The 22,074-nt window shown below is 71.2% G+C and carries 18 protein-coding genes and 1 other RNA gene; 6 read left to right on the forward strand and 13 right to left on the reverse strand.

The window, feature by feature from the left end; genetic code table 11:
• Nucleotides 1-19: 19 nt before the first annotated feature.
• The 8 genes from ACPEEZ_RS10795 to ACPEEZ_RS10830 all read right to left on the reverse strand — a co-directional run bounded on the left by ACPEEZ_RS10795 (nucleotide 20) and on the right by ACPEEZ_RS10830 (nucleotide 9,164).
• The gene (locus tag ACPEEZ_RS10795) at nucleotides 20-637 is read right to left on the reverse strand and encodes a thymidine kinase (protein WP_423918633.1); all 618 of its coding nucleotides are present in this window, start codon (nucleotides 635-637) and stop codon (nucleotides 20-22) included.
• A complete protein-coding gene (locus ACPEEZ_RS10800; protein ID WP_423918636.1) occupies nucleotides 637-1,386 on the reverse strand; it encodes a response regulator in 750 nt (249 codons plus the stop codon). The genes ACPEEZ_RS10795 and ACPEEZ_RS10800 overlap by 1 nt, the downstream gene beginning before the upstream one ends.
• Nucleotides 1,373-2,560, reverse strand: coding sequence for a hypothetical protein (locus ACPEEZ_RS10805; protein ID WP_423918638.1), 1,188 nt, complete (start codon nucleotides 2,558-2,560; stop codon nucleotides 1,373-1,375). The genes ACPEEZ_RS10800 and ACPEEZ_RS10805 overlap by 14 nt, the downstream gene beginning before the upstream one ends.
• Nucleotides 2,557-3,810 (reverse strand): sensor histidine kinase, encoded by a 1,254-nt coding sequence (locus ACPEEZ_RS10810; protein WP_423918641.1) that lies wholly within the window; start codon nucleotides 3,808-3,810, stop codon nucleotides 2,557-2,559. Before ACPEEZ_RS10810 ends, ACPEEZ_RS10805 begins: the two co-directional genes overlap by 4 nt.
• Before the next feature lie 142 nt (nucleotides 3,811-3,952).
• Nucleotides 3,953-5,065: an Rv2578c family radical SAM protein gene (locus tag ACPEEZ_RS10815; RefSeq protein WP_423918643.1), complete on the reverse strand. Its 1,113-nt coding sequence runs from the start codon at nucleotides 5,063-5,065 to the stop codon at nucleotides 3,953-3,955.
• 65 nt (nucleotides 5,066-5,130) lie between these two features.
• Entirely contained in the window at nucleotides 5,131-6,612 is a 1,482-nt protein-coding gene (locus tag ACPEEZ_RS10820) for a malate:quinone oxidoreductase (protein ID WP_423918645.1), read from the reverse strand.
• A 35-nt stretch (nucleotides 6,613-6,647) separates the two neighbouring features.
• The gene (locus ACPEEZ_RS10825; protein WP_423918648.1) at nucleotides 6,648-7,706 is read right to left on the reverse strand and encodes an aspartate-semialdehyde dehydrogenase; all 1,059 of its coding nucleotides are present in this window, start codon (nucleotides 7,704-7,706) and stop codon (nucleotides 6,648-6,650) included.
• A 192-nt stretch (nucleotides 7,707-7,898) separates the two neighbouring features.
• Nucleotides 7,899-9,164, reverse strand: coding sequence for an aspartate kinase (locus ACPEEZ_RS10830; protein ID WP_423918651.1), 1,266 nt, complete (start codon nucleotides 9,162-9,164; stop codon nucleotides 7,899-7,901).
• A gap of 130 nt (nucleotides 9,165-9,294) precedes the next feature.
• On the opposite strand from ACPEEZ_RS10830, the gene ACPEEZ_RS10835 reads away from it, so the two are divergent.
• On the forward strand, nucleotides 9,295-10,104 hold the full coding sequence (locus ACPEEZ_RS10835) for a DUF1206 domain-containing protein (RefSeq protein WP_423918654.1): 810 nt from the start codon (nucleotides 9,295-9,297) through the stop codon (nucleotides 10,102-10,104).
• 132 nt (nucleotides 10,105-10,236) lie between these two features.
• Here the strand turns inward: ACPEEZ_RS10835 and recR are convergent, their stop codons facing one another.
• Entirely contained in the window at nucleotides 10,237-10,836 is a 600-nt protein-coding gene (gene recR, locus ACPEEZ_RS10840; RefSeq protein WP_423918657.1) for a recombination mediator RecR, read from the reverse strand.
• A gap of 3 nt (nucleotides 10,837-10,839) precedes the next feature.
• On the reverse strand, nucleotides 10,840-13,218 hold the full coding sequence (locus ACPEEZ_RS10845; protein WP_423918659.1) for a DNA polymerase III subunit gamma and tau: 2,379 nt from the start codon (nucleotides 13,216-13,218) through the stop codon (nucleotides 10,840-10,842).
• 122 nt (nucleotides 13,219-13,340) lie between these two features.
• On the opposite strand from ACPEEZ_RS10845, the gene ACPEEZ_RS10850 reads away from it, so the two are divergent.
• Together ACPEEZ_RS10850 and ACPEEZ_RS10855 are read left to right on the forward strand one after the other, a co-directional pair.
• Complete coding sequence (locus ACPEEZ_RS10850; protein ID WP_423918662.1) at nucleotides 13,341-13,955, forward strand: TasA family protein; 615 nt, start codon at nucleotides 13,341-13,343, stop codon at nucleotides 13,953-13,955.
• 121 nt (nucleotides 13,956-14,076) lie between these two features.
• On the forward strand, nucleotides 14,077-15,300 hold the full coding sequence (locus ACPEEZ_RS10855; protein WP_423918665.1) for a hypothetical protein: 1,224 nt from the start codon (nucleotides 14,077-14,079) through the stop codon (nucleotides 15,298-15,300).
• A 68-nt stretch (nucleotides 15,301-15,368) separates the two neighbouring features.
• On the opposite strand, the gene ffs is transcribed toward ACPEEZ_RS10855, so the two are convergent.
• An RNA gene (ffs, locus tag ACPEEZ_RS10860) (signal recognition particle sRNA small type) lies at nucleotides 15,369-15,465 on the reverse strand.
• A gap of 55 nt (nucleotides 15,466-15,520) precedes the next feature.
• Here ffs and ACPEEZ_RS10865 point away from each other — a divergent pair.
• Nucleotides 15,521-16,201, forward strand: a complete 681-nt coding sequence (locus tag ACPEEZ_RS10865) for an SDR family oxidoreductase (RefSeq protein WP_423918668.1) — start codon at nucleotides 15,521-15,523, stop codon at nucleotides 16,199-16,201.
• Nucleotides 16,202-16,302: 101 nt separating this feature from the next.
• Here the strand turns inward: ACPEEZ_RS10865 and ACPEEZ_RS10870 are convergent, their stop codons facing one another.
• Complete coding sequence (locus ACPEEZ_RS10870) at nucleotides 16,303-17,496, reverse strand: acetate/propionate family kinase (protein ID WP_423918671.1); 1,194 nt, start codon at nucleotides 17,494-17,496, stop codon at nucleotides 16,303-16,305.
• Nucleotides 17,493-19,616 (reverse strand): phosphate acetyltransferase, encoded by a 2,124-nt coding sequence (pta, locus tag ACPEEZ_RS10875; RefSeq protein WP_423918673.1) that lies wholly within the window; start codon nucleotides 19,614-19,616, stop codon nucleotides 17,493-17,495. The genes ACPEEZ_RS10870 and pta overlap by 4 nt, the downstream gene beginning before the upstream one ends.
• Before the next feature lie 130 nt (nucleotides 19,617-19,746).
• Here pta and ACPEEZ_RS10880 point away from each other — a divergent pair, with 130 nt between their 5' ends.
• Nucleotides 19,747-20,238, forward strand: a complete 492-nt coding sequence (locus tag ACPEEZ_RS10880; RefSeq protein WP_423918676.1) for an N-acetyltransferase family protein — start codon at nucleotides 19,747-19,749, stop codon at nucleotides 20,236-20,238.
• 48 nt (nucleotides 20,239-20,286) lie between these two features.
• Nucleotides 20,287-22,035: a threonine/serine ThrE exporter family protein gene (locus ACPEEZ_RS10885; RefSeq protein ID WP_423918678.1), complete on the forward strand. Its 1,749-nt coding sequence runs from the start codon at nucleotides 20,287-20,289 to the stop codon at nucleotides 22,033-22,035.
• The last annotated feature ends 39 nt before the right edge of the window (nucleotides 22,036-22,074 follow it).

Genomic DNA, 22,074 nt, shown 5'->3' on the forward strand with positions numbered 1-22,074 from the left:
CCTCCTGGGCCGGGTCGCCTCAGGCGCCTGCCGGGCTCAGCTGGCCGCCGCTCTCGGCGAGGTAGCAGGCACCGCACAACGACTCGTAGGTGACCTCGCCCCCGTCGATCGCGACCTGGTCGCCGTCGAAGACGAAGCGGTCGCCGATCTTGCGCGGGTTGAAGACCGCCTTGCGCCCGCACCGGCAGATCGTCTTGAGCTCTTCGAGGGAGTGGGCGATCTCGAGCAGTCGCCGACTGCCGGGGAAGGCCATCGTGCGGAAGTCGGTGCGGATGCCGTAGGCCAAGACCGGCACGCCCTCCACGATGGCGATGCGCAGCAGGTCGTCGACCTGCTCGGGCGTGAGGAACTGCACCTCGTCGACGAGCAGGCACGCGATGTCCGACCCCGTCGCGTCGTGCACCTCGCGTCGCCTGGACCGGAAGACGTCGAGCACGTCGTCGCCGGGCCCGAAGACCACGTCGACGCGCCGCGTGACACCGAGCCGCGAGACGATCTCGTCGTCTCCCTTGGTGTCGATGCCCGGCTTCGCGAGCAGCACCCGCTGGCCGCGCTCCTCGTAGTTGTAGGCGGCCTGCAGCAGAGCGGTGCTCTTGCCGCTGTTCATCGCTCCGTAGCGGAAGTACAGCTTCGCCACTACTGCAGGTAACCGTCTTCGGCGGCGCGGCGGATCAGCTCGGACTTCTTGCTCGCCGGCCGGTTCGCCTTCGCGTACTTCTCGCGGACCCGACGGAGGTACGTCTTGGCCGTCTCGTACTGCACGTTCATCTGCTGCGCGACCTCGTTGGTGCTGAGACCGGACACGTAGAGGCGGAACGCCTCGGACTCCCCCGCGCTGAGCTTGGGCCGGCTCTGGTTCGCGGCACCGACCGGCAGCGGACGCCAGTCGCGCTGCGGCGAGTTGTCGCGGGCCACGCCCATCACCTGACGGGCCGCGTCCATCACCTCGCGCATGGGCAGCGCCTTCGACAGGAACGCGGAGGCGCCCGCGTCGAGCGCACGCTCGCGCGCCTCCCGGGTGTCGAGGCTCGACAGCACGACGACCTTGGCACCGGCGGCGCGACAGGTGCGGACACGGGCCTCGATCGAGACCGGCTCCTTCAACTGGAAGTCGAGGAAGACGAGGTCGGTCGGGAAGTTGTCGCTGTGCACGAGCTGCAACCACGTGTGCGCGGTGAGGACGAGGTCGAAGTCGTACGCGTTCACGTTGATCCAGCTCGACAGGCTGTCGAGAAGCACCTCGTGGTCGTCGAGGATGGCGAGGCGGACACGGCGCACGGCCGGGGCGTCGGAGCCGGGCCCGACCGTGCTCCACGACGGGACGGAGACAGGGCGCGACAGGTCCGGACGAAGCGACGAACGGCCGCTCGACTCAGTGCTGGTCATAGGAAAACCTTACTGTCAGGAGGGGGGCGGTCGAATCGACCTGGAGGGTGTCGAAGACGATGCGGAGCACGGCGAAGTAGGGGGCGAGACGATGTCGGACGACCGACTCGGACTCGAGGGTGCCCACCGAGATCAGCACGTCGACCCCGGGACCGGCCCGCGGCACCTCGGCGGTACCCCGGTCGAGGGCCCGATCGACGGACGGCAGGACCTCGACTCGGACGTCGTCCGAGCGGACGACCCCGCTCTCGCCGAGCGCGACGAGCAGCGCCCGCATCGACGTGCGCTGATCGGCCGTCATGGTCTCGGCCAGATGGTCGTCGTCGACCACGACCCCGGTCACGGCCGTGCCGGGCGACAGGAGCACGGCGTCGAGCCAGCTCTGATCGGCCTCGGCCACCATCGATCGCCGGAGGGCGTCCGCGATGTCGCGCGCGCGCCCGGCGTCGTCGGCGGTGAGGGCGTCCGCGTCGAGCAGCCGGGAGAAGAACGGTACGACGTCGCGGTTCAGGATGGTCACCCTGTCCTGTTGCACCGACCGGGCGATGCTGCTGCGCATGGCCACGACACTGGCCGAGCGGAAGGTCGAGGCCCGGCTCATCCAGCGCTCGACCAACGACACGAACGTGGCTGAGAAGGTGGCCCCGGCCAACGAGAGCGCGACGACGGGTACGATGCCGGCGATGACCAGGACGGGGACGGGTGCGACGGCCGTGAAGAACGGGGACTCGACGGTCACCACGACGGCGACGACGAGCGAGTACAGGCCCCCGAGCAGGGCGATCTCGAGCCCGGGCCGATACGGCGCGAGACCGAGCAGGAGCATCCCGACCGCGATCGGCGGCCAGTCGTCCCGCACGAACTCGTTGGCGCCGGCCATCGACACGGCACTGGTGATCGCGGCCGCGCTGCCGAGGCCGACCATCACGACGCTCGCGCGTCGGGTGAACGGAGCGCGGTAGGGGCTCGACGCTCGCACGAGTACGCCTCCTGCCGCCGCGAGCAGCAGCAGGGAGACCACCGCGATCAACGGATCGACGACGAACCGCCACGTGACGACCGCCATCACGACGGCGTAGATCAGGGACGACGCGGCCGCCGCCGCGGTGATCGGCCGGGCGCCGAGACCACCCAGGGGGTCGATCTGCTGGGGCGTGCGCTCTCGGAGACTCACGCCGCGCCTCCTCGTTCGATCAGGAGGTGCGGGGTCGTGGGGACGCGGATCATCACGGACGTGCCGCTCCCGGGCGACGACCACACCTGGGCCGACCCGCCCGCGCGCTGCATGCGCAGGTGCACGGAGTTCTTGAGCCCGAGACGGTCGCCGCCCGTCGCCGTCGTGTCGAACCCGCGTCCGTCGTCGATGACCATCACCGTCAGCTCGCCGGGCTCGCCGTAGATGACCAGTTCGGCGCGGTCGGTGCCGCTGTGGTTCTGCACGTTGACGAGGCACTGTCCGACCGCGAGCCCGAGGGCACGCCCGCGCGACGCATCGAGCTCGGCGACCTGGGAGACATCGCCCGTGACGCCGATCTCGAGACCACGCTCCCGGCCCTCGGCGACGGCCCGGTAGAGGTCGGACTCGAGCCAGGGGTCGGGGCCGTCGCCGACGCCCGTTCCCACGAGCGAACCGCGGCGACCCGAGGCCGGCTGCGTCGGGTCGGCGTCGAGCCACTCCTGGCCCACCAGGGTCTCGAGGTCGTCCCGCATCGCCGCCGCGAGCTGCGGACGCAGCCGACCCGCGCCTCCGGTCGAGAGGGCGGCGAGATGGCTCAGCACGGTGTCGTGCAGGTGCGCGGCGGCCTGCAGCTCGATGTCGTGCCGGACGGAACGAAGCTCTTCGTCGCGAGCCGCGCGGTGGAGCGATGGCTGAGCCCGGCGCACGCGATCACGCGCGACGATGCCCCACCCCACCGTGCAGAACACGACGGCGAAGGAGAGCAACCCCGTCACGTCGAGCCGGATGTCGTAGCCGGTCTGCCAGGCGGCGAGCTGCGTCGCCAACTCGCCGAGGGCGAACCCGAGACCCGTCCAGACCAGGCTGAGGCGCGGCACCATCCCGCTGCCGCCCACCATGATCAGGGCGACCTTGGGCAGGGTCAGCAACAGGGCGTCGGTCGACTCGACCAGATCGGCCTGCACGAAGAACGTCACCGCGTACCAGTACAGACACGCGGCCCCCACGAGCAGGTAGGCCAGCGTCGCGGTCGGGGTGCCGAAGCGCTCCACGACGACCAGGAGCCCCAGCATCGGCACGAGGGCCACGAGTGCGGGCCAGAGGATCGCCCCGGGCTGCGAGAGCTGCTCGACGACGACCAGGACGGAGGCGGCGGCCAGGACGACACAGGCGATGACGTGACAGGAACGGGCGACGGCACGGCCCATGCTCTGGGGTGCGAGGTGGGCAGGAAGACCGAGCAGCACGGCGCCTCCTTCGGTCGTTCGTCTGGCATAGCGAGTATGCCGGAACGCCGCCCCGTCTTGTACCCCGTTATCTGGGGGCACGAGCGTGGTCATCAGCATCGACGTCGCCGTTTGTGCCCCGCACACCGTCTCGCGGGGGACGTCAGAACAGACGCGGCTGGAGACGCGCACCCCCCGGCAACTCGGCGGCGATGAGGGAGCGCTGTCGGCCGCTCGGCGCCTTCAGCCCGAGGAGCTCGCGGGACGCCTCGGAGTCGTCGAGGGCGGACGACCTCATCGAGCCGCTCGACGGATCGGAGCGGCCGCGCTCGAGTCCGTACTCGGCGAGCAGCGGGCGGAGACGGGCGGCCAGCCACGTGCGATAGCCGAGAGGCGCGTAGGTGCCCGAGTCGTAGAGCGCCCGGTACCGCTGGACGAGCTCGGGGTGCTCGCGCTCCAGCCAGGCGAAGTACCACTCCTTCACGCCGGGCTTGAGGTGGAGCGCGCTGTACATCACGCTCGTGGCGCCGGAGTCGCGGACGGCGGCGAGTGCCGCGTGCAGGTGGTCGTGCGTATCGGTCAGATACGGCAGCACCGGCATCATGAACACGGAGCAGGACAGCCCCGCCTCTCGGGCCGCCGTGACGGTCGCCAGACGGGCTGCCGTGGTCGGCGTGCCCGGCTCGATGGACTGCTGCAGGTCGTCGTCGTAGATGGCGATCGACATCGCGAGGTCGACCGGCACCTGCTCGGCCGCCTCGGCGAGCAGTGGCAGGTCGCGGCGCAGCAACGTGCCCTTCGTCAGGATGCTGAAGGGTGTGCCCGAGCCGGCCAGGGCGGCGATGACGCCCGGCATCAGACGGTAGCGACCCTCGGCCCGCTGGTAGGGGTCGGTGTTCGTGCCGAGCGCGACGGGATGGTGCTGCCAGGACGGACGGGCGAGTTCGCGTGCCAGGACCTCGCCGACGTTCACCTTGACGACGATCTGGCGGTCGAAGTCGTCTCCCCCGTCGAGATCGAGGTACTCGTGGGTGGGGCGGGCGAAGCAGTACACGCAGGCGTGACTGCAGCCTCGGTACGGGTTGACCGTCCAGCCGAAGGGCAGCGCCGAGTCACCACCGGGGATGCGATTGAGCGCGCTCTTCGCCAGGATCTCGTGGAAGGTGACACCGGCGAACTCCGGCGTCGTCACCGATTTCACCAGGGTGCTCAGCTTGGCCAGCCCGGGCAGGGCGGCGTCGGCGTCGCTCGAGATCTCTTGCCCACTCCATCGCATGCCCTGATTCGAACACATGTTCGAACGAAGGGCAAGTCGCGGCCGGCCGCGCTGTGGAGAAACGCCTAGGCGTGGATGCCGAGGGCCTCCGCCGTGGCACCGATCGTGGCTGCCGCGCGCTCTTCGTCGGTGGCGAGCTGGGCCCCGAAGGTCGGCACCATCCGGCGAAGAGCGGGCTCCCATTCGGCCTTCTTCGCCGGGAAGCAGCGCTCGAGCACGGTCAGCATGATGGGCACGGCCGTCGATGCACCGGGTGATGCGCCCAGCAGCCCGGCGATGGTGCCGTCTGCGGCCGACACGACCTCGGTGCCGAACTGGAGCACGCCGCCCTTCTTCTTGTCCTTCTTGATCACCTGGACGCGCTGACCGGCCGTGATGCGGTACCAGTCCTTCGGGTCGGCATCGGGCATGAACTCCTTGAGCGCCTCGAACTTCGTCTCGCGGCTCGCCGCCAGCTGGCCGACGAGGTACTTCACGAGCGAGAGGTTCGACAGACCCGCACGGATCATCGGGTACAGGTTGTGCGCCCGGATCGACGCGAACAGGTCGAACCACGAGCCGTGCTTCAAGAACTTGGGGCTGAAGCCGGCGTAGGGGCCGAACATCAGACTCGCCGTGCCGTCGACCACGCGCGTGTCGAGGTGCGGTACCGACATGGGAGGCGAGCCCACGGCCGCCTTGCCGTAGACCTTGGCGCGGTGCGTGGCGACGACCGCGGGGTCGTCCGTCCGCAGGAACTCGCCGCTGACCGGGAACCCGCCGAAGCCCTTGATCTCGTCGATGCCCGACTTCTGCAGCAGGTGCAGGGCTCCCCCGCCGGCCCCGACGAAGACGAAACGCGCGTCGACCGTCGTGGGCGTGCCTCCGACCTGGCGCCGCATCTTGATGCGCCACGAGCCGTCCGCGAGCTTCGTGAGGTTCGTGACCCGGTGGTCGAGCTCGAGCGAGGCGCCGTTCTTCTCGAGATACGAGATGAGGAGGCGCGTGAGGGCCCCGAAATCGACGTCCGTCCCGGCGTCGATCCGTGTGGCCGCGATGGCCTGGTCCGCCGAACGCCCCGGGATCAGCGCGGGTGCCCAATCACGGATGACGGCCGGATCGGTACTGAACTCCAGCCCCTGGAAGAGCGGGTGACCCTTCAGCGCGTCATAGCGCTTTCGGAGGTACTCGACGTTCTTCTCGCCCCAGACGAAGCTCATGTGCGGCGTCGAGTTGATGAACGCGTCGGGCTCGGGCAGCGCACCCTCGGCCACGAGGAACGACCAGAACTGTCGAGACACCTGGAACTGCTCGTTGACCTTCACGGCACTCGTGATGTCGATCGTGCCGTCGGCCTTCTCGGGCGTGTAGTTCAGCTCGCACAGGGCCGAGTGGCCCGTGCCGGCGTTGTTCCAGGGGTTGCTCGACTCTTGCGCGACATCGCCGAGCGCCTCGTAGATGCGGATGCTCCAGCTCGGCTCGAGCTGCTTGATCATGGCGCCGAGGGTGGCACTCATGATGCCCCCACCGATCAGGGCGACGTCGACTGGCTTCGTTGCATTGGTCACGGCGTCCAGTGTAGGACGCCCTGCCGAGCGGGCTGTCAGGAGGCGCGGGCGAAGCGGGTGCTCGCGACGATCTCGGCGATCTGCACGGCGTTGAGGGCTGCGCCCTTGCGGAGGTTGTCGTTGCTGATGAACAGCGCGAGACCACGGTCGCCGGGCACGCCCTCGTCTTGACGGATGCGTCCGACGTAGCTCGGGTCGGTGCCGGCCGCCTGCAACGGGGTCGGGATGTCGGTGAGCACCACGCCGGGGGCGTCCGCGAGCAGCTCGCGGGCCCGGGCCGCCGTGAGCGCCGACGTGAACTCGGCGTTGATCGACAGCGAGTGCCCGGTGAAGACGGGGACGCGCACGCAGGTGCCGCTGACGAGCAGGTTGGGGCGCTCGAGGATCTTGCGGCTCTCGTTGCGGAGCTTCTTCTCCTCGTCGGTCTCGTCGAGGCCGTCGTCGACCAGGTTGCCCGCGAACGGGATGACGTCGAACGCGATGGGCCGCTTGTACGTCGTCGGTTCGGGCATCGTCACGGCCGAGCCGTCGCGCACGAGGCCGAGCGTGTCCTGCTCGAGGGCCGCCTTGGCCTGCGACAGCAGCTCCTCGGCGCCGACGAGACCGCTGCCCGAGACGGCCTGGTACGTGCTGACGATGAGCCGGGACAGGCCCGCCTCGGCGTCGAGCACCTTCAGCACCGGCATCGCGGCCATGGTCGTGCAGTTCGGGTTCGCGATGATGCCCTTGACCGCCTGGTCGATGGCGTGCGGGTTGACCTCGCTGACGACGAGCGGGACCTCGGGGTCCATGCGCCAGGCGCTGGAGTTGTCGATGACGAGCGCCCCGGCCGCGGCGAAGCGCGGCGCCTGGGCACGGCTGCCCGTGGCGCCGGCGGAGAACAGGGCGATGTCGAGACCCGCGGGGTCGGCCGTCTCGACGTCCTCCACGACGACGTCGACACCGCGGAAGGGCAGCGTCGTTCCGGCCGAGCGGGCCGTGGCGAAGAAGCGGATCTCGGCGATCGGGAACTCGCGCTCCTCGAGCAGGGCGCGCATGACCTTGCCGACCTGCCCGGTCGCACCGACCACGCCGACGCGCAGACCTTCAGCCATTGTCGTTCCTCTTTCTGCGGGGACGTGCCTCGGGGCACGTCTCGTCGTGTTCGTGTGTCGAGAGCGTAGTTCAGGAGGCGCGGGCGGGGTGCCCCGTGCCTCCTCGGCTTCTCGGTGTCGTGGGATTCTCGGCGTCGGGTGCTTCTCGGCGTCGGGTGCTCGGTGTCGCCGGTGGTCGCGGGGTGCGGGGCGTCAGCGACCGGTGCCGGCGTGGACGACGGCCTCGACCTCGCCGTCGAGGCCGAACGCGCTGTGCACGACGCGGAGCGCCTCGTTCAGCGTGTCGGCGCGGGTGACCACCGAGATGCGGATCTCGCTGGTCGAGATCATCTCGATGTTGATGCCCGACTCGAAGAGGGCCGTGAACAGCCGAGCCGAGACGCCGGCGTTCGTGCGCATGCCGGCACCGACCAGGGCGAGCTTGCCGATCTGGTCGTCGTACTGCAGCGACTCGAAGCCGATCTCGAGCCGGTCCGACTCGAGGGCTTGCAGAACGACCGCGCCCTCGGACTTCGGCAGCGTGAACGAGATGTCGGTGCGGCTCGTGCTCGCGGCCGAGACGTTCTGCACGATCATGTCGATGTTCGCGCCCGTCTTGGCGACGGTGCGGAAGATCTGCGCGGCCTTGCCGGGGACGTCGGGCACGCCGACGACGGTGATCTTGCCTTCGCTCAGGTCGCCCGCGACGCCCGCGATGATCGGCTCTTCCACGTTCTCTCCCTCTGTCGGGTTGACGACGAGCGTCCCCTCGTTGTTGTTGAACGACGACCGCACGTGCAGCGTGACGCCGTGTCGACGCGCGTACTCGACGGCGCGGATGTACAGCACCTTGGAGCCGGCGGCGGCGAGCTCGAGCATCTCCTCGCTCGTGATGCGATCGAGTTTCCGCGCCTTCGGGACGACCCGGGGGTCGGCCGTGAAGATGCCGTCGACGTCGGTGTAGATCTCGCAGACGTCGGCGTCGAGCGCGGCGGCGAGCGCCACGGCGGTCGTGTCGGAACCTCCGCGACCCAGCGTCGTGATGTCTCCGGTGGAGCGGTTGAAGCCCTGGAACCCGGCGACGATGGCGACGAAGCCCTGGTCGAGCGCCTCGCGGATGCGCTTCGGCGTGACGTCGACGATGCGCGCCCGGCCGTGCTGCGCGTCGGTGAGCATGCCCGCCTGGCTGCCCGTGTACGAGCGGGCCTCGACACCGAGACTGCGGATCGCCATCGCGAGCAGGGCCATGCTGATGCGCTCACCGGCGGTCAGCAGCATGTCGAGCTCACGGCCGCCGGGGATCGGCGCGACCTGGTTCGCGAGATCGAGCAGCTCGTCGGTCGTGTCGCCCATGGCGCTCACGGCGACGACCACGTCGTTGCCCGCCTTGCGTGTCTCGACGATGCGCTTGGCGACACGCTTGATGCTCTCGGCGTCGGCGACGGACGAACCGCCGAATTTCTGCACGATCAAGCTCACGGGCGACTCCAGGAGGGGGCGTGGGCGCGCGGGGATGCGCGCCGTCTCGATGGGGCGATTCTATTGCGTGCCGCGAGCGTGTGACGACGCGGGTCGGGCCGACCGCGCCGCTCCCGCCTACGCTGGACCGATGCCCGACACGACGGACGACGCCCGCGGCGTCGCCAGCCGCCTGCAGAACAGCCGCCCCATGACGACACTCGCCCGCGTGGGTTTCGCCATGAACGGTGTCATCCACATCCTGATCGGGGTGATCGCGCTCGGGGTCGCGTTCGGCGACGGGGGCGAGGCGGACCAGGGCGGGGCGCTCGGCCAGCTCGCATCCCACCCCGGCGGCGCCGTCCTCCTCTGGGTGATTGTCGTCGGCCTGTGGGCGCTGGGGTCGTTCCAGATTCTCGAGGCCGCGCTCGTGCGCGGGACCGAGCGCGACGACTGGGCCGAACGCGCTAAGGCGGGCGGCAAGGGCATCGCGTACCTGGCCGTGGGGTTCACCGCGTTCACGTTCGCTCGCGGCGGCTCGAGCGACAGCTCGGGGCAGACGCAGAGCATCAGTGCGCGACTGCTGGCCGCTCCGGGCGGGGTCGTCCTGCTCGTCGTCCTCGGGCTCGCCGTGATCGCGATCGGCGCCTATCTCGTGGCGAAGGGGGCGCGACAGAAGTTCCGCGAGGACCTGGTGGTGCCGGCCGGCTCCGCCGGCCGCACCACGGTCGCCCTGGGCGTCGTCGGATACGTGGCGAAGGGGGTCGCACTCGGTGTCGTCGGCGTGCTCTTCGTCGTGGCTGCCGTCACGGCCGACCCGAGCGAGGCGACCGGTCTCGACGGGGCCCTCAAGTCGCTGGCGTCCCTGCCGTTCGGGCAGGTCGTCCTGACGGCGGTCGCGCTCGGGCTGATCGCGTTCGGCGTCTACAGCTTCGTGCGGGCTCGACGCGCACGCCTCTGAGCCGCGGTTCGGCTGGCGACGTGTCGTGTTCGCGTCGTCCTGTGGTGAATAGACGTCACCGCATGCCGCGAACGCGACACGACACCCGGAGGCGCGGCTCGGCCCGAACACGCACGCCCGGCACGAGTCGTCTCAGTCGGTGACGACCCGGCGGCCTTCGAACGCACGGCCGAGGGTGACCTCGTCGGCGTATTCGAGGTCGCCGCCGACCGGCAGGCCCGAGGCGAGCCGGGTGACGCGCAGGCCGAAGGGCGAGAGCATGCGTGACAGGTACGTCGCGGTGGCCTCGCCCTCGAGGTTCGGGTCGGTCGCGATGATGATCTCTTGCACCGTGTCGTCGGCGAGGCGCTGGACGAGCTGACGGATGCGCAGGTCGTCGGGCCCGATGCCGTCGATGGGGCTGATCGCCCCGCCGAGCACGTGGTACAGCCCGCGGAACTCGCGGGTGCGCTCGATCGCCTGGACGTCCTTCGCCTCTTCGACGACACAGATCACGGCCGGTGACCGACGGGGGTCACGGCAGATCGCGCAGGTCTCCTGTTCGGTCACGTTGCCGCAGATGTCGCAGAAGCGGACCTTCGTCTTCACGTCCACGAGCAGCTCGGCGAGACGCGACGTGTCGTAGTTCTCGCTCTGCACGATGTGGAACGCGATGCGCTGGGCCGACTTCGGGCCGATGCCCGGGAGCCGCCCGAACTCGTCGATCAGCTCTTGGACGATGCCCTCGTACACGGACTACTCGCTTCTCTGAGGCGTGACGCTAGGAGCGATCGTCTCTTCGTGGATGAACTGGGCACCGAGGATCTCGCGCACCACGGCCTCGCCGTAGCGCGAGTTGGCCGGGATGCCGCGACGTGGGTCGCCGGTCGCGGCCCGGCGCTCGGGCGCCGACGGCGAGCCGGAGGACGCGGTCGGTGCGGCGGCCGGGGACGGTGCCGGTGCGGCGCCGTTCACGGGACCGGATCGCGGCGCGGGAGCCGGGGGCGACGGCTCGCCGACCTCGATGTCGGCCGGGGGCTCGACGTCGACGGGTGGGACGCCGCCCTCGGGCTCTTCGGTGATGTATTCGGGCTCGTCGGGCTCCGGAGGCGCGGATTGCGGAATCGGGGCGACGTCCCAGCCGGTCACGGGGCCGGCGGGCGCCGGCGGCGTCACCGGTGCGGACGACGTCGGGTTCGGGCCCGCAGGCGCGGGCGCCGGAGCCGATGCCGACGTGGGTGCTGCCGGGGGCGTGGCCTGTCGGCCCGTGTCGGCCCGCGCCGCAGGAGCGGCCGGTGCACGCGTGGGCTCGGGAGTCGCGGCGGGCGCGCTGGTGGCGGGCGCCTCGGCAACGGGCGCCGCAGCGGGCGTGGGTGCAGGGGTTGCGGGTGCAGGGGCCGTCGGCGCAGCGGCCGTCGGCGCCGGAGCCTCCGTCGGGCCCTCGACCTTGGCGATGTACTTCACGGTGATGCCGAGCACGTCGCGGATGGCGCGGCGCAGGTACTCACTGACGCCCTCGCCGTTGCCCTGCGGCTGCTTGAAGCTCTCGACGTCGCGCGAGCTGGGGAAGGCCAGGGTGAGCACGTCGTCGGCGAATGCCTGCACGGTCGCCGTGACGACGACCATCCAGGCCGTCCGTCTCGACTTCTCGACGACCTCGACGATCTCGGGCCAGCTGTCGCGCAGCTGCTGCAGCGTGACGGGGCCGACCGGTACGGCCGACCGCTCGGGGGCCGCCGGCACCGCGTTCTCGACCGGAGGCGTCTGCGCCCACGCGGCCGAGTGCGCCGAGGACGGAGCCGCGGGCTCGCTGGCCGGGCTGCTCGCCGACGACGAAGCGCCGACGACGGGCACGACCGGACTCGGCGATGCCGCCGCGGGGACCCGAGATACAGCCCCCGCACCGGAGGCGGCGACCGGCGATACGGCGACCGCGTGGTTCGCGCCGGGTGCGGACTCCGCACCGCCACCGGAGACGCCGATGCGCCGCTCGAGTCGTTCGACCCGGGCCAGGGCACCACGCTCGGTCTCGTCGCTCTCGGGCACGAGCACCCGGGCGATCATGAGCTCGAGGTGCAGGCGGGGCGACGTCGCCCCGGTCATGTCGGTCAGAGCGCGGTTGACGACATCGGCCGAGCGCGAGAGCTCGGCGGCGCCGAACACGTGGGACTGATGCGTGAGCCGCTCGAGCTCTTCGGGCGTGACACCCCGCAGCACGGCGCTCGCCCCCTCGGCGGTGGCCCCGACGACGATGAGGTCTCGAAGGCGCTCGAGCAGGTCTTCGACGAACCGTCGCGGGTCTTGCCCGGTCTGGATCACGCGGTCGACGGACGCGAACGCGGCCGCGCCGTCACGCTGACCGAGGGCCTCGACGACCTCGTCGAGCAGCGAGGCATGGGTGTAGCCGAGCAGCGCGACGGCCCGCTCGTATTCGATCGACCCGCCCTCGCTGCCGGCCATCAGCTGGTCGAGGAGCGACAGGGTGTCTCGCACCGAGCCCCCACCCGCACGGACGACGAGCGGCAGGACACCCGGAGCGGCCGACATGTCTTCGCTCGCCGAGAGTTCTTGGACGTATTCGAGCATCTGTGCCGGCGGCACGAGTCGGAACGGGTAGTGGTGCGTGCGGGAGCGGATCGTGCCGATGACCTTGTCGGGCTCGGTCGTCGCGAAGATGAACTTCACGTGCTCCGGCGGCTCTTCGACGACCTTGAGCAGGGCGTTGAAGCCCTGCGGCGTGACCATGTGGGCCTCGTCGAGGATGAAGATCTTGTAGCGGTCGCGGGCGGGCGCGAAGATGGCGCGGTCGCGGATGTCGCGCGCGTCGTCGACGCCGTTGTGACTCGCGGCGTCGATCTCGATGACGTCGAGAGACCCGCCGCCGTCGCGGGCGAGCTCGACGCAGGAGGGGCAGACACCGCACGGGGTGTCGGTCGGACCCTCGGCGCAGTTCAGGCAGCGGGCCAGGATGCGGGCCGATGTGGTCTTGCCGCAGCCGCGCGGGCCGCTGAAGAGATAGGCGTGATTGACCCGGTTCGTGCGGAGGGCGGTGCGCAGCGGATCGGTCACCTGGTTCTGCCCGATGAGCTCGGCGAAGTTCTCTGGCCGGTAACGGCGATACAGGGCGGTGACCACGGGAGCAAGCGTAACGGCGACCGCTGACAAACGGCGTGTCGCGAGCTATCATCAGGATCACTGGAGCGCGACTCACCACCGCGAAACCACCCAGGCACGTGATCAGGATCAGGAGACATCGCATGTCCATCTTCTCGGCGACCCCGCACGCCCGCAGACTGTCGACCTCGGGCAAGGTCAGGGCGGTCCTCGCCCTCGGGGCCGTGCTCGGTCTCGGAACGGTGACGACCCTCGCCGCCTGGACGGACACGAACACGGCGACCGGCACGTTCACCACCGGCGTCCTCGATCTGAAGCTGAACGACTCCGACACCCCGGTGGCGCTCACGAACCTGACGATGACGGCGGCCAAGCCCGGCGACACGACGTTCGCGCTGCTCACCGTCCGCAACGCCGGCTCGATCAACTTCGGCTACGCCTACACGACGTCCAGCACGAACGGCTCCGACGTGCCGGCCCTCAACGCGGGCCTCAACTTCGGGGTCTCGTCGCTCGGCACCGCGGCGTTCGGGGCGACACCGCCGACCTGCGGCCAGACGCAGTTCGACGCGGGAACCGCGATTACGGCGACGGGTACGAAGCTGAGCACCAACCCCACGACGGCCGCGCCGCGGGCCCTCGCCGCCGGCCAGGTCGAGTTCCTCTGCGTTCGGGCGGAGCTGCCGCTGACGGCCGTCACGGGGCTCCAGGGCAAGTCGACGGTCGTCACGATGACGGTGACCGCGACCCAGCAGTAGACCACCAGGCGTCCCGCTGCCCCCGTCTCCCAGACGGACGTGGCGCGGGACTCGGGGGCGGACGAGGCGCACGTCGGGTGTCCGCATCGTCCGCCCCCATTCCATCGACGAGGGGAGCCGCGTGAGCGACACCGCGCACCGAGCCCGCCGCGTCGTCGGTGCCCGCCGCGTCGTCGGTGCCCGCCGTGTCGTCAGAGCCCGCTTCGTGGCGCGCGAGATCGTCCTCTGGGCGGGAGCCGTGATCGGGGTCGTCTGCCTCATCGCCGCGGCTCTGGCCGTCTTCGCCGGGATCACCCCGCTCATCTTCCGGTCCGGCTCGATGGCACCGGGCATCCCGACGGGCTCCCTGGCCCTCGCGCACCGGGTCCCTGCCGCCGAGGTCGAACCGGGTGACATCGTGAGCCTGCCCCGGGCCGATGGCCAGCTCGTCACCCACCGCGTCGTGGCCGTCGCGCCGGCCGCGACCGGTAGCGCCGATCCGGAGGCGGCGCGGTCGTTCACCCTCCGCGGCGACGCCAACGACGCCGCGGACCCCGAGCCGATCGTCGCGGCGAGCGCCGACCGCGTGTTCTGGTCGGCGCCCTCCCTCGGCTACGCGTTCGACGAGGCGATGAAGCCGCCGTACGTCTTCGTCGTCGGGACCCTGTTCGGGATGCTCGCGATGGTCGGGTTCCGGCGCCCGCGACTCCCCGAGTCCGACGACACCGACACCGACACCGACACCGACACCGATCTTGCCGACACCGATTTTGCCGACACCGATCTTGCCGACACCGTCGACCCCGAGGAGGCGCGGGTCGCGTCCGCGGGCACCGCCCGCTCGCTCGCCGACCGCGCCGCCGGGCACGCCGCGGGCCGGCACCGCCTCCGTCGACGCGACGTCCGCGTGTCCGCCCACCGTGCCTCCGGAGCTCTGGCCCTCTGCGTGGTCGCGGGCGTGGTCGGCGCGACCGGAGCGGTCGCGACGCCGCAGCCCACGCTCGCCGCGTTCACGGACGCCGGGCAGGCGACGGGCCAGCACGCGGCCGGGACGGTGCCGAGCCTGTCGACGTTCGACTGCGCGGTGCCACTCCTCCTCGGCCAGCCGGCGCTGACCTGGACGTTCTCGACGCCGGCGCGGCCGGTGCAGACGGCCGTCGTCGTGCTGCGGGACAGCACGGTGGTGGCGACCCTGCCCGCGGGGTCCACGACCTATCAGATACCGACGACCCTGCTCACGCTCGGCACGACGAGCGTCTGGCGCGTCCAGGTCGTCGCCGGGCCGTGGAGCACCGTGTCGCCGGGCCGCGAGGTCGCGACCGCCCTCCTGAACCTGACGGCGACCTGCGGCAACCTGATCGCGTAGTCCTGCCGAGCGGCGCGTCCTGGTGAGGGTCACTGAGAGGAGCGATCGGCAGAAGCCGCCGGGGCAAAGAAAAAGACCCCTCACGCACCCGCCAGAGCCCGGTTACCCTTGCTGCATTTCTGCCCTGGGGGAGTTGGCCTGGATGGCGCCACGTGAGGAGCCTCGACTAGTTTAGCGGCTCCTGGATGTCTCTGCGGACACCGGGCGTTGGATGGCAGGTATGAGAATCGTCATCGCCGGTGGACACGGCAAGATCGCCCTTCTGCTCGAACGCCGTCTGGCCGACGCAGGGCACGACCCGGTCGGCATCATCCGCAAGCCCGAGCAGTCGTCCGACCTCGAGACCGCGGGTGCCCGCGCGCTCGTCCTCGACCTCGAGAACACCGACGTCGAGACCCTCGCCGGCCACCTGGACGGTGCGGACGCCGTCGTGTTCGCCGCCGGTGGCGGAGGTGGCAGCGGTGCCGAACGCAAGCTGACCATCGATCGCGACGGGGCGATCCTCCTCGCCAACGCCGCCGAGAAGGCCGGTGTCTCGCGCTACGTGCTGGTCTCGGCCATCGGCACGGACGACTTCGACCCCGAGCGCGCCCAGCTGCCCGCCGCGAACGACGACGACGTGTACCAGGTCTACATGCGCGCCAAGAGCGAGGCCGACGCCGACCTGCGGGGTCGCGATGGACTCGACTGGACCATCGTCCGCCCCGGCGGTCTGACCGACGACGCCGGCACCGGCCGGGTCGCGCTGGGCAGCACGGTCGAGCGGGGCTCGATCCCCCGCGCCGACGTCGCCGAGATCATCGCGACCGCCCTGATCGACGGCACGGCCGTGAAGACGCAGTTCGAGGCCGTGAGCGGCGACGTGCCCGTCTCGGACGCGCTGGCGACCCTGAAGTACTGACCCGCGCCTCCTCGGCCGTTCGATCCTTGAGGGGTCGACGGGCCGGGCTACGCGGACGAGAGCCCCGGAGGCGCGACGAGCGCTCCCGGGGCTCTCTCGCGTCAGCTGAGCGCCGCGGCCTGCCGCGCGATCTCGAGCTCTTCGTTCGTGGGGACGACGAGCACGCTGACGGCCGAGCCGTCGGGCGAGATGAAGCGTGGCTCCCGCGAGGCCAACTCGTTGCGGTCGTCGTCGACCTCGATGCCGAAGAAGCCGAGCCCCGCGAGCGTGCGACGGCGGAGCAAGGCGTTGTTCTCGCCGACCCCCGCCGTGAAGACGACCGCGTCGAGCCCGCCGAGCTGGGCGACGTAGGCGCCGATGTAGTGCCGGAGCCGGTGCCGGTAGACGGCGAGCGCCGCCTCCGAGATGGCGTCGCCCCGGGAGGCGCTGTCCTGCACGTCGCGCATGTCGCCCGAGCCGGTCAAGCCGAGCAGACCGCTCTTCTTGTTGAGGAGCGTGTCGAGCTCGTCGATGTCGAGTCCGGCCTCGCGGTGCAGGTGGAACACCGCAGCGGGGTCGATGTCGCCCGAGCGGGTTCCCATGACCAAGCCTTCGAGGGGGGTCATGCCCATGCTGGTGTCGATCGATCGCCCACCGTCGATCGCGGCCGCCGAGGCGCCGTTGCCGAGGTGCAGCACGATGATCTTGAGCTCGGCGAGCGGACGCCCGAGGAACTCGGCCGTCTTCTCGGACACGTACTTGTGCGACGTTCCGTGGAACCCGTACCGGCGCACGTGGTGCTTCGCGGCGAGCTCGGCGTCGATGGCATACGTGTAGGCGGCCGGCGCGAGGGTCTGGTGGAAGGCGGTGTCGAACACGGCGACGTGCGGCACGTCGGGGAAGGCCTCGCGCGCCGCGCGGATGCCCTGCAGGTTGGCCGGATTGTGCAGCGGCGCGAGGGACGAGAGCCGGTCGATCGCCTTCTCGACGTCGGGCGTGACGACGGTCGCGCGGTCGAACTCGTCCCCGCCGTGCACGACGCGATGGCCGACGGCGATCGGCGGGTAGTCGCCGAACGAGGGGCCGTGCGCCTCGAACGCCTGCAGCATGGCCGCGAAACCGGCCGCGTGGTCGGCGATCGGCTGGGCGTCGTTGCGCGTCTCGTCACCCGTGACCTCGTTGCGGTGCCGGGTCGACCCGGTCGCCTCGCCGATGCGCTCGACGAGACCGGAGGCAAGGGTCTTCTCCCCCTCGAGCTCGATCAGCTGGTACTTGAACGACGACGAACCGGAGTTGACGACGAGGACTGCGCTCACGAGGGGTTCCCTTCTTCGGCGGGCTGCGTGCCGGCCTGGATGGCGGTGATGGCGACCGTGTTCACGATGTCGGAGACGAGCGCGCCACGCGAGAGGTCGTTGATCGGCTTGCGGAGCCCCTGCAGGATCGGCCCGATGGCGACGGCTCCGGCGCTCCGCTGCACGGCCTTGTACGTGTTGTTGCCCGTGTTGAGGTCGGGGAAGATGAACACCGTCGCCCGCCCCGCGACGTCGGAGTCGGGCATCTTCGCGGCGGCGACCGTCGGATCGGCGGCGGCGTCGTACTGGATCGGCCCCTCGACGAGCAGGTCGGGTCGGCGCTCGCGCACGAGGGCGGTCGCGGCGCGGACCTTCTCGACGTCGGCGCCCGAGCCGCTGTCGCCGGTGCTGTAGCTGAGCATCGCGACACGCGGCTCGATGCCGAACTGCACCGCGGTCTCGGCCGACGAGATCGCGATGTCGGCGAGCTGCTCGGCGGTCGGGTCGGGGATCACGGCGCAGTCGCCGTAGACGAGCACGCGGTCGGCGAGCGCCATCAGGAAGACGCTCGACACGACGCCGACGCCGGGCAGCGTCTTGATGACCTCGAAGGCGGGTCGGATGGTGTGCGCGGTGGTGTGCGCGGCACCCGACACCATGCCGTCGGCGAGACCGAGCTTGACCATCATCGTGCCGAAGTAGGAGACGTCGGTGACGGTGTCCATCGCCTGCGACACGGCGATCCCCTTGTGGGCGCGGAGCTTCGCGTACTCGGTGGCGAAGAGCACCTGGAGGCTCGGGTCGAACGGATCGAGGACGCGCGCGGCCCCGAGATCGAGACCCAGCTCGGCACCCCGGGCGCGCACGGCGGTCTCGTCGCCGAGCAGAGTGATGGCGGCCACACCGCGCTGCAGCAGCGAGGACGCGGCGCGCAGGATGCGGTCGTCGTCGCCCTCGGGCAGCACGATGTGCTTCTTCGCCGAGCGCGCCCGGTCGAGCAGCTGGTACTCGAACATGAGCGGGGTGACGACGCCCGACGGGCTCACCTGCAGCAGACGCAGCAGCTCGGCGCCGTCAACGTGGCTCTCGAAGAGCGAGAGGGCGAGGTCGTACTTGCGCGTCGAGTCGGCGGCGAGGCGCCCACGCGTCTGCGTGATGGCGAGGGCGGTGTCGTACGTGCCGGTCTCGGTGCGGGCGATCGGCAGCGGCGAGTCGAGGCCCTCGAGCAGGCGGTCGATCTGCGGGGCGAGGTCGAAGCCGCCGTTGAGGACGATGCCGGCGAGGGACGGGAACGTCTCGGACGCGTGCGCCAGCACGGTCGCCACGAGCACGTCGGACCGGTCGCCCGGCACGACGACGATCGCACCCTCGGTGAGCCGCGGCAGGACGTTCTCCATCGACATGGCCGCGACGACGACGCCGAGCACCTCGCGGTCGAGCAGGGCCTCGTCGCCGCGCATGAACTCGGAACCGGTGGCCTCAAGCACCGCGCGGACCGTCGGCGCGACGAGCACCCTGTCCTCGGGCAGTGCCCAGACCGGCACACGGCCGGCCGGGGTGGCCTCGAGGGCGCTGCCGATGCCGTCGACGACGTCGTCGAGGCGGTCGGGCGCGACCCGGTTCGCGATCACGGCGAGCAGGCTGGCGTGCTCGCTGCGCAGCTCGGTCGTGGTGAGGTCGGCCACCTGGCGCATGTCGGCGCCCGTGCGGTGCTGCTGCCCGTCCGAGCTGCGGCCGCCCAGCACGAGCAGCACGGGCGCACCGAGGTTGGCGGCGATGCGTGCGTTGAAGGAGAGCTCGGTGGGGCTGCCGACGTCGGTGTAGTCGGAGCCGATGATGACGACGGCGTCGCACTGCCGCTCGACGGCGGCGAAGCGGCTGACGATGGTCGCGAGGGCCGCATCGGGGTCGCGGTGCACCTCGTCGTACGTGACGCCGACGCAGTCGTCGTAGGGCAGGTCGACGCTGTCGTGGGCGAGCAGCAGGTCGAGCACGTAGTCGCGCTCGCTGGTCGACCGGGCGACGGGCCGGAAGACCCCCACGCGACCGAGCTCGTGGCTCAGGGTGTCGAGCACCCCGAGGGCGATCGTGGATTTTCCGGTGTGGCCTTCGGCCGAGGTGATGTAGATGCGGGTCGACACGGGGCCAGCCTAGGATGGGCCGCCTCCGAGCAGCCGGTGAAGGTGGCACGACGTCGGGACGTGGGCGACACGTGTCGCGCTGAGTGCTGAGCGCGCCCTCGGGGCCGCGCGCGCCTCCTACGCTGGTGCCATGCTGATCCGTCCTGCGACCGAGGCAGATCTGCCCGGTGTCCTCGAGATCCACGCCGCCGCCGTCGCCATGTCGACCGCCCTCTGGACCGACGTCCCACCGACCCTCGACGGTCGTGTCGACTGGCTCGCGACCCATTCCGAGCCCGGTCGACTCGCCCTCGTGGCGGTCGACGACGAGGAGGCGGTGGTCGGCTACGGCAGCTACGGCCCGTTCCACGCGAAGGACGGCTACCGACACACCGTCGAGAACAGCGTCTACGTGCGCGACGGGCACCAGGGGGCCGGCATCGGCCGCGCTCTGATGGAGGTGCTGGTCGCCCGCGCGACGGAGGACGGCCACCACGTCATGGTCGCGTTGATCGAGGCGTCGAACGAGGCATCCGTGCGGCTGCACCGCTCGCTCGGCTTCGACGACGCGGGGGTGCTGCGCGAGGTGGGCACGAAGTTCGGCCGCTGGCTCGACCTCCGCTACATGACGCGCTTGCTCTAGCCCGACCGTCGCGGGCGCGCGTGCAGCCGGCCCGCCTACGCTCGACTCGTGCGCTCCCATCGTCTCCTGCAGCAGGTCGTCGGAAAGCTGAGCGGTCAGGGCCCCGCCGCACCGGTCAGTCGCCGCACGCAGCGCGCCCTGCTGGCCGAGCAGACCGTTCGGGGCGTGCTCGAGCTGGCCGTTCGACTCGGCGAGACGCTGCTGTCGCTCGGGGCCGCGGCAGCCGAGGTGACCGACACGATCCAGCGGGTCTGCCGCGCCTACGGCATCGACTGCCAGGTCGACCTGACGTTCACGTCGATCCTCGTGGTGCACGACGGCGGCGACGATTCCCCCGGCGTCAGCGTGCTGCGCGTCGTGCAGTCGCGGAGCGCCGACTACGAGCGGCTCGCCCGCGTCACGGCCCTCGTCACCGCCATCACCGAGGGCTCGCCCGAGGTGCGCGTCGCGGACACGCTCGACGACCCCGCGGCCCGCGACGAGGCCCGGCACCAGTTCGAGGCCGCGCACGAGCGCCTCGACGCCGTCCTCGTGCAGCCGCACCGCTACCGCCGCGGCGTCGTCACGCTCACTCTCGCCGCGATGGCGGCGGGTGTCGCCCTGCTGCTCGGCGGTGGCCCGCTGATCGTGCTGATCGCGGCGGCGACCGCGGCCGTGATCGACACCGTCAACCAGCTGCTCGGCCGGTGGGGTCTGCCCGCCTTCTTCCAGCAGATCGTCGGCGCGGCGATCGCGACCGGCGTCGCCCTGCTCCTGCTGGTGCTCGTGCCTCAGCTGCCCGTCGAGTTCGCAGCCCTCCCGCCCGCGCTCGTCGTCGCCTCGGGCGTCGTCGTGCTGCTGGCGGGGCTGTCGTTCGTCGGGGCGGCGGACGACGCGATCAACGGGTTCCCGATCACCGCGAGCGGTCGCCTGCTCGAGGTCGGGCTGCTCACGCTCGGCATCGTGGTCGGCATCGCCGCCGTGCTCGATCTCGGGCGCACCCTCGGCATCGAGCTCGTGCTCGTCGACAGCTACGCGCGACCCTGGCCCGCCTGGGTGCAGGTGGTCGGCGCGGGCATCGCCGCGGGTGCCTGGGCCATCTCGTCGCACACGCCGCCCCGGGCCGCCCTCGTGGCCGCCCTCGCGGGCGCCGGCGCCTGGATCGCGTACGACTCCCTCGTCGGCACGGGTACGACCCCGCTCGTGGCCAGCGCCGCGCCCGCCGTCGTCATCGGTCTGCTCGGGGAGCTGCTCGCCGATCGCGGCCGCGTGCCCGCCGTCGTGACCACGGTCTGCGGGACGGTGCCGCTCCTCCCCGGCCTCATGATCTACCAGGGCGTGCTCGACCTCACGTCGGGCGACGGCCCCACGAACGGCGCGCAGCTGCTGCTGCAGGCCGGCATGGTCGCGGTCGGCCTCGCGGGCGGGGTCACGCTCGGGCGCATCACGTACCGCCGGCTGCGCACGCCCGTCGTGCGCGCCGTCACGCCGGGTCGCGCACGCCGCCGACGCCGCGACCGCGACGTCGAGCAGGCCCTCGCCGCCGACACGCTGTACCACGACGACACCGTGGCCACCGAGGCCGACGGCTCGGCGCCGGCGACCGACGCCGACGCGACCGACGGCCCAGGAGGCGCGGTGCCGGTCGACGAGGAGCCCCCGCGCCGCACGGGCCCGCTGCCGATCGTCGCACCGCCGACCCTCGACGAGCCGCTCACCCGCACCGGCACGATGCCGATCGTCAGCACGATCGGTGTGACCGGCCCGGTGTTCGTGGTCGACCCCGCGGACGACCCGCAGCGCGCCTCCGACGCGTAGCCCGGGGCCGGCCTCCCGACGCGGCTACACCCCCTATCC

It is taken from the genome of Frigoribacterium sp. 2-23 (assembly GCF_049601585.1).
Classification (GTDB): Bacteria; Actinomycetota; Actinomycetes; order Actinomycetales; family Microbacteriaceae; genus Frigoribacterium.